This is a genomic window from Qipengyuania qiaonensis, from assembly GCF_019711515.1.
Classification (GTDB): Bacteria; Pseudomonadota; Alphaproteobacteria; order Sphingomonadales; family Sphingomonadaceae; genus Qipengyuania; species Qipengyuania qiaonensis.
This window is the reverse complement of record NZ_JAIGNO010000004.1, coordinates 54,405-73,855: the sequence shown is the minus strand read 5'-3', so window position 1 is coordinate 73,855 and position 19,451 is coordinate 54,405. Positions and strand designations below refer to the sequence as shown.

Here is a 19,451-nt window from a genome sequence, read left to right as displayed (position 1 = left end):
ATCGCGGTCGCCCTTTCTGTATTTGGCTGTTGACCTGGATCAGAAGCGGAAGTTCAGTCCCGCACGGAACGAGTTCACTTCGAGCTGACGTCCGGTCGAACGCAAGTCAGTGCTACCTGAATCCAGCAGGAAAGGATTGGTAGGAGGTGCCGTACCGGCGCCAACCGTGACAATGTAGTCGTCCTTTTCGAAGTGGGTGCGCAGGTATTCTACGTTCAGACTGATACTGTCGGTCAGATAAAGTTCCGCACCTGCACCGTACTGGGCGCCCCACAGCCATTCATTGCCATTTGCCGGCGTGAAGCTGTTGGCGGTATTGGTGGTGGTGAAATCGTGATCGATCTTGCCATAGACAGCACCGCCAGTGGCGTAGATCAGACCGCGACCGTCGCCGGGCGAAATACCGACGCGTGCACGCAGGGCACCCGAATAATCGATTTCGCGGGCGATGGTGTAGCTCGCCGGGGTCGTGCTGAACCCGGTGGTGTAGTCGACAGCGTTCGATTTCGCACCTTCGAGGACCAGACCGGCTACGAACATGTCGCCCAAGCGACGGTCGATACCCACCTTGATCGAATAGCCGAGTTCCTGATCGTCGTCGCTACAGGTTGGCGTAGCCGGACCGGCATTCGGCTGGCCATTGCACAGGCCGGGCGAAAAGGCATCGGCGCCCGTGATTGTTCTTACGACGTCGTTGAATTCGCCGTCCTGATCGGTGTCGAAAGCCAGCCCTTCGTCCTTGCCGTCTTCGATCGATTCCACGCTCAACGCGCCGCCGACATAGAAGCCGTTGAAGTAATCCGGATTGCTTTCCTGCGCCACGGCAGGCTGAGCGACCGCGCCCGCCAGAATGGCGGTTGCCAGAAGTGTCGATTTTTTCATGTGAAATCCTGTTTAGCTTGTTTGGACCCTGCTGCATTGACAGACGTCCGAGTCGATTGCGCGTTCCCGTAATTCACGCACATATTCAACAGTGTAGCATTTCGGTGACACCCGCCGGCCGGGCAGGACGGCGGTTCCTCGCCCTCAGGTCAGCGGGATTGCGCGCATTTCTGCGGCGCGGTGGCCATGAGAGTGCGCTTCTGTTAGAGCGCCCGCCCATGCCAACGGGAACATATATTTCACTCGCCTTGTATTTTATTTTGATGATTGCGATCGGGCTATGGGCCTGGAAGCGGTCGACCGACACCAGCGAGGGCTATCTCCTTGCCGGGCGCAACCTGCCTCCGGCCGTCGCCGCGCTGAGCGCGGGCGCCTCGGACATGAGCGGTTGGCTCCTGCTGGGGCTGCCCGGTGCACTCTATGCCAGCGGCCTGGTCGAAGCATGGATCGGCATCGGCCTGTTCGTAGGCGCGCTCGCCAACTGGTTTATCGTCGCGCCGCGTCTGCGCGCGCAGACGGAAAGTTACGGCAATGCGCTGACGATCCCCGAATTTCTTGCCAACCGCTTCCCCGACAGGGCCGTCGCCCTGCGCGTGATCTCGGCGCTGATCGTGGTGATATTCTTCGCGGTTTACACGGCCGCCGGGCTCGTCGGCGGCGGCAAGCTGTTCGAAACCAGCTTTGCGGGCCTGTTCGGCGACGTCGGCATGTCGGATTACATGCTCGGCATTTGGATCACAGCGCTGGTCGTGCTCGCCTATACGATGGTGGGAGGGTTCCTCGCGGTTAGCCTGACCGACTTCGTGCAGGGCCTCATCATGGTGGTCGCACTGGTCGTCATGCCCCTGGTCGTGATGTTCGGCGAAGGCGGAAGCGCTGGTGGTTCGCTGACCGAAGTTCCGGTGGAAGGATTCCTCAGTTTCACCAACGGCCTGACCCTGCTGGGCTTCATCAGCGCAATCACCTGGGGTCTCGGCTATTTCGGGCAGCCGCATATCATCGTGCGTTTCATGGCGATCGATACGGTCGAGAAGGTCGGCACGGCGCGCAATATCGGCATGACCTGGATGGGCGTGGCGCTGCTGGGGTCGATCGGCATCGGCATCGCGGGCCGCGCCTTTACCGATCGCAACGGTATAGTGATCGACGACCCGGAGACGATCTTCATCGTCCTCGCCAACCTGCTGTTCCACCCGCTCGTGACCGGCTTCCTGCTGGCGGCGCTGCTGGCGGCGATCATGTCGACCATCTCCTCGCAACTGCTGGTGGCGTCCAGCTCGCTTACCGAGGACTTCTACAAACTGTTCTTCCGCAAGAACGCTTCCGAACGCGAAAGCGTCAATGTCGGCCGTATCTGTGTGGCGCTGGTCGCCATCGCAGCAATCATTATCGCCGCCGATCCCGAAAGCGAGGTGCTCGGCCTCGTCTCCAATGCCTGGGCCGGTTTCGGCGCCGCTTTCGGTCCGCTGATCATCCTGTCGCTGACCTGGGACCGCATGACCGGCGCCGGTGCGGTGGCGGGTCTCGTCACGGGCGCCGCAGTGGTGATGGCGTGGATCATTCTGGGCTGGAATTCGGCGCTGCCGGGCATGGATCAGGGTCTTTATGAAATCGTCCCCGGCTTCATCGCGGCCTGGCTCGCTATCGTTCTGGTAAGCAAGGCCAGCGCGCGCGAAGAGCGCCCCTTGCCAGCCTGACACGCATTCTCCACACCGTCTCCGACACGAGGAGACGATTATGCGAGCGATACTGGCCGGCGCCGCCGCCCTTGCCCTGACTGCCAGCCCTGCGACTGCGCAGGACGCGGCGGCAAGGCCCACGGTGGAGGAACAGATCGGCGCGGGTGGCCGCCCGGTCGGCGCCAACTGGTCGCGCAGTCCGGTGATCGCACAGCACGGCATGGCCGCGACGGCACACCCGCTCGCCACGCAGATCGCGCTGGACATCCTCAAGGACGGTGGCAGCGCGGTCGACGCCGCGATTGCCGCCAATGCCGCGCTCGGGCTGATGGAGCCGACCGGCAACGGCATCGGCGGCGATCTGTTCGCCATCATCTACGATCCGAAGACACAGCAGCTTCACGGCATCAACGGTTCGGGCCGCAGCCCCAAGGGGCAAACGCTGGACCAGCTTAAGGAGAAGCTGAAGGGCGCCGATGCCCTGCCCCCCTATGGCGCGCTGCCGATCACTATTCCCGGCACGGTCGATGCCTGGTTCGCCATGCACGAACGTTTCGGCAAACGCAACATGGCCGACAATCTCGCCCCCACGGTGCGCTATGCCCGCGAAGGCCACCCGATCGCTCCCGTCATCGGCATGTATCTCGCCCGCGCCTTCAAAGCCTACTCCGCCAAGGAAAGCGAATTCGACTTCGCGAATGCGCGCAAGGTCTGGTTCGCGGACGGTGCTGCACCAGAGGCGGGTGAGATCTTCAGGAATCCGGATCTGGCCGACACGCTGGAAACCATCGGGCGCGAAGGGCGCGATGCCTATTACGACGGCGCGCTGACCGATGTGATGGTGGGTTATCTGCGCGAACAGGGCAGCGCCTTCACGCGCGAGGATTTCGCCTTGCATCGCAGCGAATGGGTCGAACCTGCCTGCGCCGCGTACAAGGACGGCTTCGAATTATGCGAACTGCCACCCAACAGCCAGGGCTTCGCCGCGCTGCAGATGGTCAACATCCTCAAGAATGTCGACCTGTCGCAATGGGAGCGTGGTAGTCCGGAGGCGCTGCATTATATGGTCGAGGCCAAGCGCATCGCCTATGCCGATGTGGCGCGCTTCTACGCCGACCCCGCTTTCGCCGAGTTCCCACAGGAACTGCTGTCCGACCAATATGGTGCCGAACGCTTCAAGCTGATCGACCCGGCCAAGGCCACGCCCGAATTCGGGCCAGGCGAAGCCAAGCTCGAGGGTGAAGGCGATACCACCTATCTCACCGTCGTCGATGGCGACGGCATGATGGTCAGCCTGATCCAGTCGAACTATCGCGGCATGGGCGGCGGGCTGGTGGCGCCGGGCACCGGCTTCATGTTCCAGGATCGCGGCGAGTTGTTCAGCCTCGATCCCGAGCATCCCAATGCCTACGAGCCCGGCAAGCGGCCCTTCCATACGATCATCCCGGCCTTCGTGAAGAAGGACGGCAAACCCTATATGACGCTGGGCCTGATGGGTGGCGGCATGCAGCCGCAGGGCCATGTGCAGGTGCTGGTCAACATCGTCGATTATGGCATGAACCTGCAGGAAGCCGGCGATGCCGCGCGCTTCAACCATGATGGCGGCCCGCAGTCGACCGAAGCGCTGGACGGCCCCTTCGCCGATCCGCTCGGTACTCTGTTCGTGGAGCCGGGCATCCCCACCGCCACGATCGAACGTCTTCGCGCGATGGGCCACAAGGTCGAGGTAATCGACAACGGCATCATGTTCGGCGGCTATCAGGCCATCGCGCGCGATCCGGAAACGGGTGTGCTGACCGGCGCGACCGAGATGCGCAAGGACGGGCAGGCCGCGGGATACTGATCCTGCCGCCTGCCCGGTCCTCCGTCCTAGAAGTCGACCGAGACCGACCCGCGGAAGGTGCGAGGGCGCCCCTGTAGCAGGCGCGCGGTATCACCCGATGCAAAGGCGCTGTAGGATGAACTCCAGAACCGTTCGTCGGTCACATTGTCGACGCCGAAGCGCAGGGTGACAGGCGCTCCGCCCGCCGCCAGCACGTAACGGGCCCCAAGGTCGAGCGTGGTCCAATCATCGAGATAGCTGGTGTTGGTCACGTTCGCCGCCTGCTCCCCGGTGTGGATCACCCGACCGGTAAGGGTGAGGCCCGGCATAAAGGGCAGATCCCATTCCACATTGGCGTTGAGCGTGTAATCGGGCACGCCCAGCGCGTCGTTCCCCTCGTTCACCCCCCCGGGCGTACGCTTCAGCTTCGCATCGACCACCGATCCGCCCCCGATCAGACGCAGGCCATCGAACGGCTGTGCAGTCACGAACAGTTCGATCCCGCGATTGCGCTGCTCACCGTAGCGCCCGAAGCGAAGCTGACCCGGACGGTCGGGATCGAGCGCCAGAAATGTGCTCGGCTGCTTGATCGTGTACAGAGCAAGGCTTGCCTGCAACCGGTCGAAGCCGATCTTGCCGCCGACCTCGTATTGCACCGAGCGTGCCGGGGCCAGCGCCTGGCCACCGTTGGAGACGGGCAACTGGCCCGCATCCGGGTTATCGGGATCGATACCGCTGACGGGCGCGCGTGCGCCGGGCTTCAAACCTTCGATCCGGTTGGCGAACAGCGAGATCAGGTTATACGGCTTCACTACCAACCCGATGACGGGCGTGATCGCCGCGGTGCTCAGTCGACTGGTGAGATCGCCGTTCGCAACGTTGTAGCTCTTTTGGGTGATTTCCTGCATCCGCAGTCCGCCCGTCAGCAGGATGCGATCGCCCCAGAAGCCGATCGTGTCGGAGGCGAAAGCGCTAAGCTGCACGGATCGCGAACTCAGATTGGGATTGTCCAGATCGCCGCTCGCGAAGGTGCTGGTTAGGGGCAACGGCGCGTCGATCGGGTCATAGAGATTGGTCGCATAGGCGGAACGGAAATCGAAGGCTGTCCTGAATTGCTGCCAATTCATATTGCCGCCGAAGTTGAACTCGTGCGTCACCGCCTCGCCTAATTTGACGCGCAGGCCTGCCTCGACCGCCTCATTGTTGATACGCGCAGGGATAATTGAGGGGCTGATGGTAGCAGCCCCCGTTGCAGCGTCGGATACCGTGATCCCCGCGTAAGTGCCCTCTTCATTGCCATCCAAGGCACCGCCGGTGACATAAATCATGGCGTTGTCCGCCACGTCGTATTCTATTCGTGCCAAACCGAAGATGTCGCGCAGCTCGGTGCTTGCGAAAGACGGTCCGTAATTGAGATCGGCCTCTGGCACCTCGGGAATGACACCGTTGCGGATCACCACCTGCGGGCGCAGCCGGTCGACCTCGTAGCGCTGATAGGCGCCGTCCAGTGTGACACGCAGATTGTCGGTGCTCCAGTCGAACGATGCCCCGCCCACCATGGTGCGGCGAAATTCTTCGTCCACCGCTACGTCGCCGCTGCGATAGGCACCGTTCACCCGCACGCCAAATTGGCCGTCCGCGCCAAAGCGGCGGGCGAAATCCGCGCTTCCGCCGACATGGGAATTGGACAGATAGCTTGCGGTCAGGCGCGATAGCGGACGATCCCCGGCACGCTTCAGCTGCAATGAGACGTTGCCGCCAATCCCCGTTCCGCCGGGTGCCGCACCATTGAGGAAGGCGTTGGCTCCGTTCAGCACCTGCACGCCTGAATACAGTTCGGGTGCAACCAGTTGGCGCGGAGTGATGCCGTACAGGCCGTTCATGCCGATATCGTCGCCGAAGAGCGGAAAGCCGCGGATGACGAACTGCTCCGCCGCATTGCCGAAGGCGTAAGTGGTGCGGATGGAAGGATCGTTTTCCAGAACCTCGCCAAGGGTTAGCGGTTGCTGATTCAGAATCAGGCTTTCATCGAAGGTGCGCACGACGAAGGGCACGTCGAGCGCATCCTTGTCGCCCAGCACACCCAGCGAACCGCCGGCTATGACTTCGGTCTGGTTCTCGCGCTGCGCGGTGACGACGATGACGTTATCCGACGTATCGTCCTGTGCATGGGCCGGAGTGGCCAGCGCTGCGGCTATGGCCAGGGCAGATAGCTGGAGACAATTCACTTTCATGCGGGTGTCTTTCTTCGAGAAAATCAGGACGTGCGGCCCAGCAGCGCGGCAATTACAACGACGGGACCGATGCCGAGGAGGATCCAGGCGGCGAGGTCGCGGGCCCCGTCTCCGGTCAGGCCCAGTACCAGCCCGATGAGGGCGGCAACGCCAATGGCGATCGGCCAGGCGAAAATGCGGATGGCGCTCTGCGGGCGAACGCGATGGCTCATGCACGCATTCCCTGTGCAGCGCCCAAGGCAATTTCCTCGACCCGGCGATCGATCTCGCCACCGCGGCGGCGCAGCCACAGAAACAGGCCGGTCCACAGCACCCAGATCGTCGCCAGCGTCAGCAGGAACCACAGGATCTTGAGCGGCAGGCCGCCGTAATCGCCGAAGTGGAGGGGCTTCGACATCATCAGGGCCTGATTGATCGCCGGCATGGTGCGCGCATCGGTCAGTTCGCCCGTTTCGGCATCTACCAGTGCCGGGGTCAGCAGATGCTGGGTTACGGGACGATCGCCCTGGAAAAAGATCGCGTAATGATGGCCCGAACTCCACGCACCGCCGGGAAAACCGATGAATTGCGGGCTGCGGCCGGGCAGCGCTTTCTGCGCGGCAGCCATGGCCGTATCGAGCGAACCGTATTCCGCTGGTGGCAGTGGCTCCGCACTGGAATAGGCGGCCGCCATTTCGGCTATCTCGCCGTTGCGCCAGGCATCGGTAAGCGGATCGGCGAAGGCATTTATGGCGCCGGTCGCGCCGACTACCAGCGCCCAGACCAGCGTAACGACACCGATGAAATTGTGCCGGTCCAGCCGTTTGACGCGCAGGCTCCGCCGGGTGCGCAAGGTGCCGAAGCGCAACCGACGCATGAACGGGGCGTAGAGCACCGTTCCCGAGATCAGCGCGACGATGAAGCTGATGCCCATCACGCCGAGAAACAGCATGCCCGGCAGGCCGAGGAACATGTCGGTATGCAGCTGCAGCAGGAAATCGAGCAAAGGGTTCGCCGGTGCCGGGCCTAGCGGGTCGCCGGTCGCACGATCGAGGAACTGCAGGTGCATCGTATTGCCGGGAGCGTCGGGGGCCGGTCCGGTCGTCACCGTGAGCAGCGGGCTGTCCTGGCTGAAGGCCATGAACAACGGAACCTCGCCAGGTCGCTCGGCCAAAGCACGTTCGAGCATGACGTCCAGCGGCAGTCCGCCGTCCGCCGATGGCGCACCCGAAAGCGAGCTTTCGGTTTCCAGCCCCATCGCCGCATCGATCTCGTCATGGAAGATCAGCGGCAGGCCGGTCACGCACAGCATCAGCAGGAATGCAGTCGGGATCAGGCTGCTCCACTTGTGAATCAGATACCAGATGCGGATAGTGTTTCGGCTCACGCCAGCCCGTTAGGTGCTGTCTGGAAATATGGCAATGATAATCACTCGCAATATCACACCACCTGCGCGGAGTTGCCATTTTCCTACATCGGCCATGTCGGGTTAAAGCCCCTATATGCCAGGGCTCGACGGGTCCGATCTGCCGCTGTTTGTGCTGGAGGCCGAAAGGGCATCTTTTTGCCCCTTGGACAGTGGTCCATGTGGTCCATGTTTCAGTAATCGGCTATCGAAGCTGAACGGCAATGTGGGAGGAAGCAATGGCCAAGGTAACCGGACTCGGCGGCGTGTTCTACGTGGTGAAAGACCCGGCGACGACGCGGCAATGGTATCGTGACGTGCTGGGGATCGACGGGGAATACGGTCCGCAGCTGAACTGGTCGGAAGAGACGGGGGAACAGCCCTATTCGCTGATCAGCCACTTCACCGACGACGAGTATATCAAACCCGGCACGGGCGGATTCATGATCAATCTGCGCGTCGACGATGTCGACGGGATGGTCGCGCAATTGCAGGCCAAAGACGTCGAAATACTCGGCCATGTGGACGAGGGTTATGGCAAGTTCGCCTGGATCCTCGATCCCGACGGCGTCAAAATCGAGCTGTGGCAGCAGGTGCAGGCACCGGATTGACGAATTGCGATGTGGCGGGCGCTTTTCGACCAGGCGTTAGGATGAAATTAACCATGTCTGGTAAATAGTCCGCGGCATGCGATCGCAATCCGCCTTCTCTCTCCTTCTTCTCCTGGGTCTGACGGCATGCGGCGCAGCACCTGGTTCCAAGCCGGCCGACCGGGTCGCGCGGCAGGCGGGGTCCGTCCCCGTTTCTGTCGCGCGGCCCGAGGCTCGCCAGTGTCAGGCCGAACTGGGGCGGACGGGTTCGCACTTCGCACCGCTGCCCGACAAGTATTACGGAGCGGGCTGTTCGACCACCAACAGCGTAAGCCTCGACCGGGTGGCCGGAGATCGCGGCGAGTTTGCCGTTACCAATTTACGTGCGGTGGCGTGCCCGCTGGCCAATACTTTCGCCGCCTGGGCGCGCTACGGCGTCGATCGTGCGGCGCGCCAGATTCTGGGCAGCCCGCTACAACGGATCGAGACCATGGGCAGCTATTCCTGCCGCAATGTTGCAGGCACCGGGCGTCTGAGCGCCCATTCGCGCGCCGAGGCAATCGACGTGGGGGCATTCGTGCTGGCCGACGGCCGCCGGATCTCCGTGCAATCGGGCTGGAACGCCTCGCGCGAAGAGCGGGAGTTCCTGCGCATCGTCCACAAGAGCGCCTGCAAACGCTTCGGCACGGTGCTTGGCCCCGATTACAACAAGGCTCATCACGATCATTTCCATCTCGAACATGGCAGCGGCAGTTTCTGCCGCTAGGATGCGCGCGCCCTGATATTCTCGTCGCCGTCGTCGCCCAGGCGCGCTTCGAAAAACAGCCGGACGGCATGCGCGAGATGTTCGGCGTCCAGTTTCACCATCATGTTCGCCCGGTGAATTTCGACCGTACGAGGACTGATGCCCAGTTCGCGCGCGATCATCTTGTTGCTGCACCCTTCGGTCAACCAGTCGAGCACTTCGCGTTCACGCGGGGACAGGTTGGCGATGCGGGTGCGCGCCTCGGCAATCCTGCGGCGCGCTTCCGCATGATTGTCGGATTCCGAAGATATGCGGTCGATCGACTGGGACAGGCGCTCGGCCCGCAGGGGCAGGCCCATATAGTCCAGCACGCCAGCCTTGATCGCCTCGACCACCTGAAACGGGCGCGGGTCCCGCGACGTTGCGATAACCGGCACCCAGGGCTCTTTACCCGACAGGCGGTGAAGAACGTCGACTGCACTTGCCTGCGGAGGTTCGTCACAGGCAAGAACAATGCCCGATTGGGGTGGATGCTGCATCAATTCGGTAATGTTGGAGTAGACTTCGCCATGATGCCCGATACTGAAGACCAGATGCGACTGTTCCGCACGGCATCTACTTGTCCCGCCCACGATGTGAATGGTCTGCTTTCGCCCCATGCACGACTTCATGCGCCGATACGTAGTCGCGCGTAATCCGTAGAACTACCGGGTCGGGTATTTATTCAGTGAAATTGATGGGTATCAGGTAATTTTACCTAGTAGTAGCACCTGCAACCGACGTTCTTTTCGTATTTGCCTGGCTAGAAGCTGTAATCCGGCAGTGAATGGAAAGCGCTTTTCAGCGCATCTCCCCAGCTCGAAGATATCGCCTGAAAATAAGGGTCTTCGTGCGTCACCCGATGTTCGTGCTTGGCCTGGAAGCCATCGCGCTCGATGACCTGAAGATCGAGCGGCAATCCAACCGATAGGTTCGCCTTCAGCGTGGAATCGAAGCTGACCATCAGCAGCTTGACGGCTTCCTCCATGCTCATTTCGGGGTCGTAACCGCGAATGATGATCGGCCGCCCGTATTTGGTTTCGCCGATCTGGAAGAACGGCGTATCGCGGCTGGCCTCGATGAAGTTGCCTTCCGGATAGACCATGAACAGGCGCGGCTCCATCCCCGCGATCTGGCCAGCGACAATGATGGATGCAGTGAACCGCCCCCTACCCTTGAGCCCGTTCGCATCCTGCCGTTCGGCGATGATGTTGCGCAGCAGCTTGCCGATCTCGGTCGCGACCTGGAACATGGTGGGCGATTTGAGGATGATATTGTCGCGTTCGTCCGGCTCTTTCATCCGCTCTTCGAGCTGGCTGATCACCGCCTGCGTGCTGGCGAGGTTCCCGGCCGTCATCAGCGTGATGATCCGTTCGCCCGGCACGTTCCAGGTGAACATCTTGCGAAACACGGAGATATTGTCGACGCCCGAATTCGTGCGGGTGTCGCTCATCAGGACGAGGCCCTTGTCGAGCACCATGCCCACGCAATAAGTCATCAGAAATCGTCCTCTCGGCAGTTCTACTGCTGCACTTGCTGTTGCTCGACCGCGACATCGACTTCGAGCACGGTCGATGTCGTGCCGAAGCTGATGCCGGTTACCGGCGCGGCATCGCGGTAATCGCGGCCCGTTGCAACCCGAACATAGCGTTCGTCCGGACTGATACCGTTGGATATGTCGAATCCGACCCAGCCCAGCTCCTCGACATAGGCTTCGGCCCAGGCGTGGCCTGCCTCCTGCTCGATGCGATCGTTCATCATCAGATAGCCGCTGACATAACGCGCCGGGATGCCCAGCGATCGGGCGATGCCGATGAAGATATGCGCATGATCCTGACACACGCCATTGGCCGCGGCGAAAGCCTCTTCGGCGATGGTTCGCGAATGCGTCGTCCCGGTCTTGTAATCGACCCGCTCGAGTATCGCCCCGGACAGGCGATGAAGCATGTCGATCCGGTCATCGCCGCGCTTGTCGATTTCGGTCGCCAGCCTGCGCATACCCGGCCCCGGCCTGGTCTGTCCGGTCTGGCCGAGGAAACTCCACAGCGGCAGATGCCCGGCATGGCGGCCGATGACGCCGGCGTGGTCGTGCGTATCCACCCTTCCGCGGCAGGTGACGGTGACCTGTTGGGTGCCGGATTCCACAGAGACCAGCGTTACCGTGTTGTGATGCTGATCCTCATAGCTGAGTTCGGGGCCGGCATTGTCGTATTCCATGTCCCATTCCAGGATTTCCTGGCCCTGCGTTTCCTTGGGCGTCAAGCGGAGGCGCTGCAGCGCATGGATTACCGGAGTATCGAAACGGTAGCGAGTGGTGTGGCGGATGAAGAGGCGCATCAGGCAAGGAACCTGTAGTCTGTGGCGATCGCATTCCCGATAGCCGCGTTGGACGCCATGAAGTCGACCAGGAACTCGTGCAGCCCCTGATCGAAGACGTCTTCGATGGTGAGATCGGCAATCCGCGTGTCTGCCTCGCGCATCAGCGCATTGCTCTCGCCCTCGCGGCCATGAAGCCGGGCGAGAGCGGCAAGATTGGCCCGCAATTCGGAATGGCAGAATGCGAGGCTGCGAGGGAAGGCATCGTCGAGAATGAGGAACTTGCAAATGCCCCGCGCATCGATCTGCCCGGCATTCAGCCAGCGATAGGCCCGATCGCCGGAGACGGACCGCAGAACCTGGTCCCATTGTCCGGTGTCGAGGCTGGAGCCGACATAGGACAGCGACGGAAGCAGCAGATAATATTTGATATCGAGAATGCGGGCGATGCTGTCGCCCCGTTCGATGAAGGTGCCGGCCTGCGCGAAGTGATAGCTTTCGTCGCGCAGCATGGATCCTTCCAGCGCCCCATGCGCCAGCGTACCTGCGCGGCGAATGGTGGCGACCGTCTCCAGCACGCGGTTCTCGCCCACTGGCTTGGCCAGCTGGTCCTTGATTGCCAGCCAGTTCTCGTTGATCGCCTCCCATAATTCGCCGCTGATCGCATTGCGCGCCAGCCGGGCGTTCTGGCGGACCTGCCCGAACATGGCGAGGATGGAGGACGCATTGTCCTTGTCGCGCAGAATGAAGTTCCACGCCTGCATGCCGGTATAGGTCGCATGCTTGGCCTCGTATCCGGTCCGCTGGCCGGCGGTGGACATGACCGAGCGCCATTCTTCTTCGGCGGTCACCAGATCGCGGGTCAGCGCCATGCGCAATCCCGCATCCAGCAGGCGGGCCGTGTTTTCCGCTCGCTCGAGATAGCGAAACATCCAGAAGAGGCCGTTGGCGGTCCGTCCTAGCATGATGATCTGGCGGCCATCAGTCCTTGAGTACCCAGGTGTCTTTGGTACCGCCGCCCTGGCTCGAATTGACTACCAGCGAACCCTGCTTCAGTGCCACCCGCGTCAATCCGCCCGGCGTGATATCGATCTTGTCGGGCGAAACCAGCACGAAGGGTCGCAGATCGACATGCCTGGGGGCCAGGCCCTTCCTGGTGAAGATCGGGCATGTCGAAAGCGCCAGCGTGGGCTGGGCGATATAATTGTTCGGCTTGTCGACGATCTTCCGGCGGAATTCCTCGATCTCTTTCTTCGAGGCTGCTGGACCGATCAGCATGCCGTAGCCGCCCGAGCCATGCACTTCCTTGACGACCAGCTCCGCGAGGTTGTCGAGCACGTATTTGCACGAATCGTCGTCCGCACAGCGATACGTCTCGACATTGGGCAGCAGCGGTTTTTCGCCGGTATAGAACTCGACGATTTCGGGCATGAAGGAATAGATTGCCTTGTCGTCCGCGACGCCGGTGCCAGGCGCATTGGCGATGGTGATACGTCCGGCGCGGTAGACATCCATGATGCCTGGCACACCAAGGACGCTGTCCTCATTGAAGGTCAGCGGATCGAGAAATTCGTCGTCGACCCGGCGATAGATCACATCCACCGGCTGGTATCCGCAGGTCGTGCGCATCGCCACGCGCCCGTCGACCACACGCAGGTCGCTCCCCTCGACCAGTTCGGCACCCATCTGGTCGGCCAGGAAAGCATGCTCGAAATAGGCCGAATTGTAGATGCCCGGCGTCAACACTGCGACCGTTGGCTTGCCGCCGGCGCAATCGGGAGCACAGGCGGCGAGGCTCTTGGCGAGGCGACGCGGATAATCCGAGACCTGCTCCACCGGAACGCGCATGAACAGCTCGGGAAACATCGCCATCATGGTTTCGCGGTTTTCGAGCATGTAACTGACGCCGGAGGGCGTGCGGGCATTATCCTCCAGCACATAGAATTCGTCGGGTCCGGTGCGCACCAGATCGATACCGACGATATGCGTGTAGACACCGCCCGGTGGGGTGAAGCCGACCATATGCGGCAGCCACGCATCGTTATTGCTGAACAACCGCTCCGGAATCCGGCCGGCGCGGATGATCTCCTGCCGGTGGTAAAGATCGTGCATGAAGGCGTTGAGCGCCGAAACCCGCTGCTCGATCCCGCGGGTCAGTTTGCGCCATTCGGCCGCGCTGATCACCCGCGGCACCATGTCGAACGGTATCAGCCGCTCTTCGGCCTCGTCTTCGCCGTAGACGTTGAAGGTAATTCCGGTTTTGCGGAAATTCGTTTCCGCTTCGGCGTGCTTGCGCCGCAACAGCGCATTTTCCTGATCGTTGAACCAATGGCAGTAGCCTGTGTAGGCTTCGCGCACGCCGCCATCAGGCTCGCGCATTTCGTCGAAATAATCGGCGCTGCCGCTCATGGTCCCCCGAATTGATTGCGTATGCCGCCTTGCACAACCGGCAATGCGAGAACAAGAAGTCCTCCTTCAGAGAAACAAAGTTTCAATCGCTGTCAAGTTCCCCCAATACCGCTTCGACCGCCTCGTAAGTCAGAACGAAACCCATATGGGAACAGCGAAGAGCTCTCGTGCGGTCGCGTTCGCCCGGTTTGCCGCATGCGGCACGGGGATGCACGATCCCGTCGCGCGGGCTCCAGAAAGCAACCGTTTCGACCGGCGGCTTTTCATGGATGATCGTATCGATTTCCGGCTCGTCCACGCGGTGACCGGCGATCGCCTGATAGGCACGCCAGCCATTATTGGCGCGTGGGCTTCCGGAAAATGGCGAGCCCATGGTGACGACCTTCGCAACCTTGTCCGGATGCGCCTTGGCCAGTTCGCGCGCCATCACCCCACCGAGGCTCCAGCCGACCAGATGGATCGGCGTGCCCGTGCGGCGATAGATGTCTACCAGGCGGCGTTCGACTTTGCGGAAGCGCGTTTCGGTCGCCCCGAAATTATAGCCGAGCCCCCATTTCTTGGTGATGTGCCCCGCCTTTTCCAGCTTGCGTGCCATCCAGCGCATGCGAATCGGATGCGCGCCGAAGCCGGGCAGCAACATGACCGTCTTTGGCGATTGCGCAGCGACAACCGCGAGCGGACGACCGACCAGACGGCGCAGCGGTTCGAGCGGCCAGAGAAATTCGCGCAGCATCAATTGCCAGCGCGGACCGCGCGCATCGTCGGGGCGCGGTTCTGCAGCCAGCGCCCAACGACGCGCCAGCTCCTCGCGGTTTACGAATCCAGTGTCTTTAAACGGTAACGTTGCCATCACTGCGTAATAATGCACGAGGGAGATTAACGGCTCCCGAATTTTATTCCGTCATTCAAGCGTCGCAATCGCCGATGCGTTCCTGCGAGCTCTTCATCGTCATTTTCATCGTCTGACCGTTGGGGCCTTCCGCATCCATGGTCATGGTCATCTCGGACGCGGTTTCGGAAGCCGTGCCGGTCATAGTCATGCGCGCGGCCCCCTGTCCAGCGGCGTTGCAATTCATGATCGCATCGATCCGCCCACCGGCCGCGTCGAACTTCTCGAAGGTGCAGTCGGAGCTGTTATCCTGCGCCTGCCGGGCCATTTCCTCGAAGCCCTTGTCGGCTTCTTCCTTGGTGAGGCAGTATTCGTGGGTTTGCGGCCCCCGATCGAACATGCCGCGCATCATGTCCTGCACCTGTTGCGGTGCGTCGGGCATCGAAACATCCACGAATTCGACCGTCGTACGATACTGCCCGGGCTGCGGCCTGACCATGTCCGCCGATTTCGCCGCCGCTTCTTCCATCGTGATTTCGCCGTCCCCGTCGGCATCGGCGCTGTTACCGCCACAGGCAGCGAGGGTGAAGCTGGCGACAGCGGCAATCGCGATACGGTACATGAAACAATCTCCCCGGTTGCTGGCGCGAAGCTAGCAGCCGAAGCGCCGGTGGCAAGCACCGTTGCACCCGGGCACGATGTTCTCCATATGTGCGCCCATGAGCGAACTCGTCATCCGCCGCGGCCTCGAGGAACCCGATACAACCGGCGAATTCGTCCCCCACAAACCCGCCCGCCCCGAAAAGTCGATGGGTGGCAAGGCTTTCAAGCTGGTCAGCGAATACACGCCAAGCGGCGACCAGCCGACTGCCATCGCCGAGTTGACGGGTGCGGCGAAGGACGGCGAACAAACTCAGGTCCTGCTTGGCGTAACGGGATCGGGCAAGACCTTCACCATGGCCAAGGTGATCGAGGAATTGCAGCGCCCCGCCCTGATCCTCGCGCCGAACAAGATCCTCGCCGCGCAGCTTTATGGCGAGTTCAAGAGCTTCTTCCCCGAGAATGCCGTCGAATATTTCGTCAGCTATTACGACTACTACCAGCCCGAAGCCTACGTGCCCCGGTCGGACACCTATATCGAGAAGGAAAGCTCGGTGAACGAGGCGATCGACCGGATGCGCCATTCGGCGACCCGCGCCCTGCTCGAACGCGACGACGTGATCATCGTCGCATCGGTGTCCTGCCTCTACGGCATCGGCTCGGTCGAAACCTATTCGGCGATGATTTTCGACATCAAGAAGGACACCCAGGTCGACCAGCGCGAGCTGATCCGCAAGCTCGTCGCCCTGCAATACAAGCGCAATGATGCAGCCTTCGCGCGCGGCAACTTCCGCGTGCGGGGCGACAATCTGGAGATCTTCCCCAGCCACTACGAGGACATGGCCTGGCGGATCGGCTTTTTCGGCGACGAGATCGAAGAAATTAGCGAGTTCGACCCGCTCACCGGAAAGAAGGGCGCGAGCCTCGACAAGGTGCGGGTCTACGCCAATTCGCACTACGTCACGCCCGGCCCGACGATGAAACAGGCCAGCGAGGCGATCAAGTTCGAGCTGCAGGAGCGGCTGAAGGAACTGCACGAGGAAGGCCGCCTGCTCGAAGCGCAACGGCTCGAGCAGCGCACCAATTTTGACCTAGAGATGATTGCCGCCACTGGCAGCTGCGCGGGAATCGAGAACTACAGCCGCTTCCTGACCGGCCGCCTGCCGGGCGAGCCACCGCCGACGCTGTTCGAATACCTGCCCGAAAACGCGCTTCTGTTCGTCGACGAGAGCCACCAGACAGTGCCGCAGATCGGTGCGATGGCGCGTGGGGACCACCGCCGCAAGATCACGCTGGCCGAATACGGCTTCCGCCTGCCGAGCTGCATCGATAACCGGCCGTTGCGCTTCAACGAATGGGACGCGATGCGCCCGCAGACATTCGCCGTCAGTGCCACACCCGGCGGCTGGGAAATGGAACAGACCGGCGGCGTCTTCGCCGAACAGGTCATCCGGCCCACCGGGCTCATCGACCCGCCGGTGGAGATCAAGCCGGTCGAGGATCAGGTCCAGGACTGCATCGAAGAATGCAAGAAGACCGCGAAGCTCGGCTACCGCACGCTCGTCACCACGCTGACCAAGCGCATGGCGGAAGACCTCACCGAATTCATGCACGAAGCGGGCGTCAGGGTGCGTTACATGCACTCCGATGTGGAGACGCTGGAGCGTATCGAACTGATCCGCGATTTGCGCCTTGGTGTGTACGACGTCTTGGTTGGTATAAACCTTTTGCGCGAAGGTCTCGACATTCCCGAATGTGGTCTAGTTTGCATTCTGGATGCGGATAAGGAAGGCTTTCTGCGCTCCGAAACTTCGTTAATTCAAACAATTGGCCGCGCTGCGCGCAATGTCGACGGGCGTGTGATCCTCTATGCCGACCGCATAACCGGCAGCATGGAACGGGCCATGGCGGAAACCGAACGACGCCGCGAAAAACAGCGCGAATACAACGAAGCACACGGCATCACGCCGCAGACGATCAAGCGCCAGATCGCGGATATCGTTGCGCATACCGCCGCACAGGACGGCGTCACCGTCGAAACGGGCGACGACGAGCGTAACAACCTCGTCGGCCACAACCTGCGCGCCTATATCGAGGACTTGGAAAAACGCATGCGTGCCGCCGCCGCCGACCTAGAATTCGAGGAAGCCGGCCGCTTGCGCGACGAAATCCGGCGGCTGGAGAATGACGAACTCGGTCTGGGGGATGACGAGAAGAAGGCGCCGAAGGTCGGTCGCAGCGACGCCGGAAAGCCGGGCACACGCAAGACGCGCTACGGCAAGACGCGGTACAAGCGGATGGGCGGCAAACCCTGATCGACGGGCGTATTTGACCTGCATCGGTCCCGGTGGTCATAGACGTGCCGCAAAGGGGACTGAACATCGTGCAATACGACCGCATTCTCGCCAGTATGTTGGCTGCCGGTGCCATTTCGATGGTGCCGTATTCCGCCACTGCCCAGAACGCCGAAGAGACAAAGGCCGAAAAACCGGTCTCAGTCGAACCGCAAATTCGCACGCGAGATATGACAGGCACGTTCGGCGGGCAGCGCATCTCCTATCGTGCGACGATTGGCGAGACGGTGTTGAAGTCCGATGACGGCAAACCCGAAGCGGTCATCGTCACCACCGGCTATGTGAAGCAGCCGCGGGATAGCTCGCGCCCGGTATTCTTTCTCTTCAACGGCGGGCCGGGTTCCGGCTCGGTCTGGCTGCAGATGGGGGCGTTCGGGCCCAAGCGGGTCGCCATCCCTTCCGACGCCCGCGATGACGGCGCGCCGCCCTACCCGCTGCTGGACAACCCTGACAGCCTGCTCGACGTTGCCGATCTGGTCTTCATCGATCCGCCCGGCACCGGCTTCAGCTACCTGACCGACGGCACCGATCCGAAGAAGTATTACGGGCTAGAGCCCGATGCGGAGGCGGTCGCGAAGGTCATCCGCCTGTGGCTCAACGACAATGGCCGCTGGAACAGCCCCAAATATCTGGGCGGCGAGAGTTACGGCACCACGCGCACCGCCATGGTCGCCCGCAAGCTGGAGGGCGAAACCTATAACGATGTCGGCCTCAACGGCCTGATCCTGATCTCGACCATTCTCGACTTTGCCGGGCGCGAGCCGACGCCGGGCAACGAGATGGCCTATGTCGTGACGCTGCCCAACATGGCCGCCGCGGCCTATTATCACGGCAAGGTTCAGGCCCCTTCGGTCGAGGCGATTGCCGAGGAAGCACGCCGGTTTGCCATCGGGCCCTTCGCCACCGCACTGCTGAAAGGACAAGATCTGCCCGATGCGGAGCGTGCCGCCGTCAGAGCGGAACTCTCGCGACTTACCGGCCTGTCCGAACAATATCTCGACAATGCCGATCTGCGCGTCACCGATCAGCGATTCTACAAGGAATTGCTGCGCGACCGCGGCCTGACGATCGGCCGGCTCGATTCCCGCTATACGGGGCGCGATTTCGACAATGCCGGTGAAACGCCGGACAACGATCCCAGCTTTTACGGTATCGATGCGGGCTATACTGCTGCGATCAATAGCTGGGCGCGCGAGACGCTGGGCTTCGAAACCACGCGCGAATATCAGTCCATCGGAAGCGATCCCGGTCGCAATTGGCAATGGTCCCTCGGCAGCGGATCGGGCCGCAATGCCTATCTCAACGTCGCGCCCTTCATCGGCCAGGCGATGCGGCAGAATTCGCAACTGCGCCTGTTCAACGCACAAGGCTATTATGATTTCGCCACACCGTTCTTCGGCGCGGAGTATTCGCTGAAACGAACCGGCATCCCCCAGGACCGCGTCGAATTCCACTACTACGACGCCGGTCACATGATGTATGTTCGCGACGAGGACCGGGCCAAGCTTTCGCGCGATATTCGCGAGTTCATCCGCGGTCGTTGAGGATAGCCTTGGTCGGCAGCTTGA

17 protein-coding genes are annotated in these 19,451 nt (G+C 61.8%); 6 read left to right on the top strand and 11 right to left on the bottom strand.

Annotation, left to right across the window (positions count from 1 at the left end):
- Nucleotides 1-39: 39 nt before the first annotated feature.
- Entirely contained in the window at nucleotides 40-882 is an 843-nt protein-coding gene (locus tag K3174_RS07980) for an outer membrane protein (RefSeq protein WP_221557736.1), read from the bottom strand.
- 218 nt (nucleotides 883-1,100) lie between these two features.
- Here K3174_RS07980 and putP point away from each other — a divergent pair, with 218 nt between their 5' ends.
- Nucleotides 1,101-2,579: a sodium/proline symporter PutP gene (gene putP, locus K3174_RS07975; protein ID WP_221557735.1), complete on the top strand. Its 1,479-nt coding sequence runs from the start codon at nucleotides 1,101-1,103 to the stop codon at nucleotides 2,577-2,579.
- Between the two features lie 40 nt (nucleotides 2,580-2,619).
- Nucleotides 2,620-4,404 (top strand): gamma-glutamyltransferase, encoded by a 1,785-nt coding sequence (ggt, locus tag K3174_RS07970; protein WP_221557734.1) that lies wholly within the window; start codon nucleotides 2,620-2,622, stop codon nucleotides 4,402-4,404.
- 26 nt (nucleotides 4,405-4,430) lie between these two features.
- Here the strand turns inward: ggt and K3174_RS07965 are convergent, their stop codons facing one another.
- From K3174_RS07965 to K3174_RS07955, 3 genes are read right to left on the bottom strand one after another with little or no spacing between them, the layout of a single operon-like run.
- The gene (locus K3174_RS07965; protein WP_221557733.1) at nucleotides 4,431-6,617 is read right to left on the bottom strand and encodes a TonB-dependent receptor; all 2,187 of its coding nucleotides are present in this window, start codon (nucleotides 6,615-6,617) and stop codon (nucleotides 4,431-4,433) included.
- A gap of 23 nt (nucleotides 6,618-6,640) precedes the next feature.
- A complete protein-coding gene (locus K3174_RS07960) occupies nucleotides 6,641-6,829 on the bottom strand; it encodes a hypothetical protein (protein WP_221557985.1) in 189 nt (62 codons plus the stop codon).
- On the bottom strand, nucleotides 6,826-7,983 hold the full coding sequence (locus K3174_RS07955; RefSeq protein ID WP_221557732.1) for a PepSY-associated TM helix domain-containing protein: 1,158 nt from the start codon (nucleotides 7,981-7,983) through the stop codon (nucleotides 6,826-6,828). The genes K3174_RS07960 and K3174_RS07955 overlap by 4 nt, the downstream gene beginning before the upstream one ends.
- Nucleotides 7,984-8,240: 257 nt before the next feature.
- Between K3174_RS07955 and K3174_RS07950 the strand changes: the two genes are divergently transcribed.
- Nucleotides 8,241-8,612: a VOC family protein gene (locus tag K3174_RS07950; RefSeq protein WP_221557731.1), complete on the top strand. Its 372-nt coding sequence runs from the start codon at nucleotides 8,241-8,243 to the stop codon at nucleotides 8,610-8,612.
- Between the two features lie 76 nt (nucleotides 8,613-8,688).
- Nucleotides 8,689-9,357 carry an extensin family protein gene (locus K3174_RS07945; protein WP_221557730.1) on the top strand — a complete coding sequence of 223 codons (669 nt, stop codon included), beginning with the start codon at nucleotides 8,689-8,691 and terminating at the stop codon, nucleotides 9,355-9,357.
- On the opposite strand, the gene K3174_RS07940 is transcribed toward K3174_RS07945, so the two are convergent.
- The 7 genes from K3174_RS07940 to K3174_RS07910 all read right to left on the bottom strand — a co-directional run bounded on the left by K3174_RS07940 (nucleotide 9,354) and on the right by K3174_RS07910 (nucleotide 15,551).
- Nucleotides 9,354-9,995, bottom strand: a complete 642-nt coding sequence (locus K3174_RS07940; RefSeq protein WP_221557729.1) for a response regulator transcription factor — start codon at nucleotides 9,993-9,995, stop codon at nucleotides 9,354-9,356. The genes K3174_RS07945 and K3174_RS07940 overlap by 4 nt on opposite strands.
- A gap of 143 nt (nucleotides 9,996-10,138) precedes the next feature.
- Nucleotides 10,139-10,873: a proteasome-type protease gene (locus K3174_RS07935; RefSeq protein WP_221557728.1), complete on the bottom strand. Its 735-nt coding sequence runs from the start codon at nucleotides 10,871-10,873 to the stop codon at nucleotides 10,139-10,141.
- 23 nt (nucleotides 10,874-10,896) lie between these two features.
- Nucleotides 10,897-11,712, bottom strand: a complete 816-nt coding sequence (locus K3174_RS07930) for a transglutaminase family protein (RefSeq protein WP_221557727.1) — start codon at nucleotides 11,710-11,712, stop codon at nucleotides 10,897-10,899.
- Entirely contained in the window at nucleotides 11,712-12,656 is a 945-nt protein-coding gene (locus tag K3174_RS07925; protein WP_221557726.1) for an alpha-E domain-containing protein, read from the bottom strand. The genes K3174_RS07930 and K3174_RS07925 overlap by 1 nt, the downstream gene beginning before the upstream one ends.
- A gap of 16 nt (nucleotides 12,657-12,672) precedes the next feature.
- Entirely contained in the window at nucleotides 12,673-14,100 is a 1,428-nt protein-coding gene (locus K3174_RS07920) for a circularly permuted type 2 ATP-grasp protein (RefSeq protein WP_221557725.1), read from the bottom strand.
- 82 nt (nucleotides 14,101-14,182) lie between these two features.
- Nucleotides 14,183-14,968: a lipase family alpha/beta hydrolase gene (locus K3174_RS07915; RefSeq protein ID WP_345719606.1), complete on the bottom strand. Its 786-nt coding sequence runs from the start codon at nucleotides 14,966-14,968 to the stop codon at nucleotides 14,183-14,185.
- A gap of 37 nt (nucleotides 14,969-15,005) precedes the next feature.
- Entirely contained in the window at nucleotides 15,006-15,551 is a 546-nt protein-coding gene (locus tag K3174_RS07910) for a DUF3617 domain-containing protein (RefSeq protein WP_221557724.1), read from the bottom strand.
- A gap of 97 nt (nucleotides 15,552-15,648) precedes the next feature.
- Here K3174_RS07910 and uvrB point away from each other — a divergent pair, with 97 nt between their 5' ends.
- On the top strand, nucleotides 15,649-17,844 hold the full coding sequence (gene uvrB, locus K3174_RS07905) for an excinuclease ABC subunit UvrB (protein WP_221557723.1): 2,196 nt from the start codon (nucleotides 15,649-15,651) through the stop codon (nucleotides 17,842-17,844).
- Between the two features lie 119 nt (nucleotides 17,845-17,963).
- Nucleotides 17,964-19,427 carry a S10 family peptidase gene (locus tag K3174_RS07900; RefSeq protein WP_425594429.1) on the top strand — a complete coding sequence of 488 codons (1,464 nt, stop codon included), beginning with the start codon at nucleotides 17,964-17,966 and terminating at the stop codon, nucleotides 19,425-19,427.
- Nucleotides 19,428-19,451: the final 24 nt, after the last annotated feature.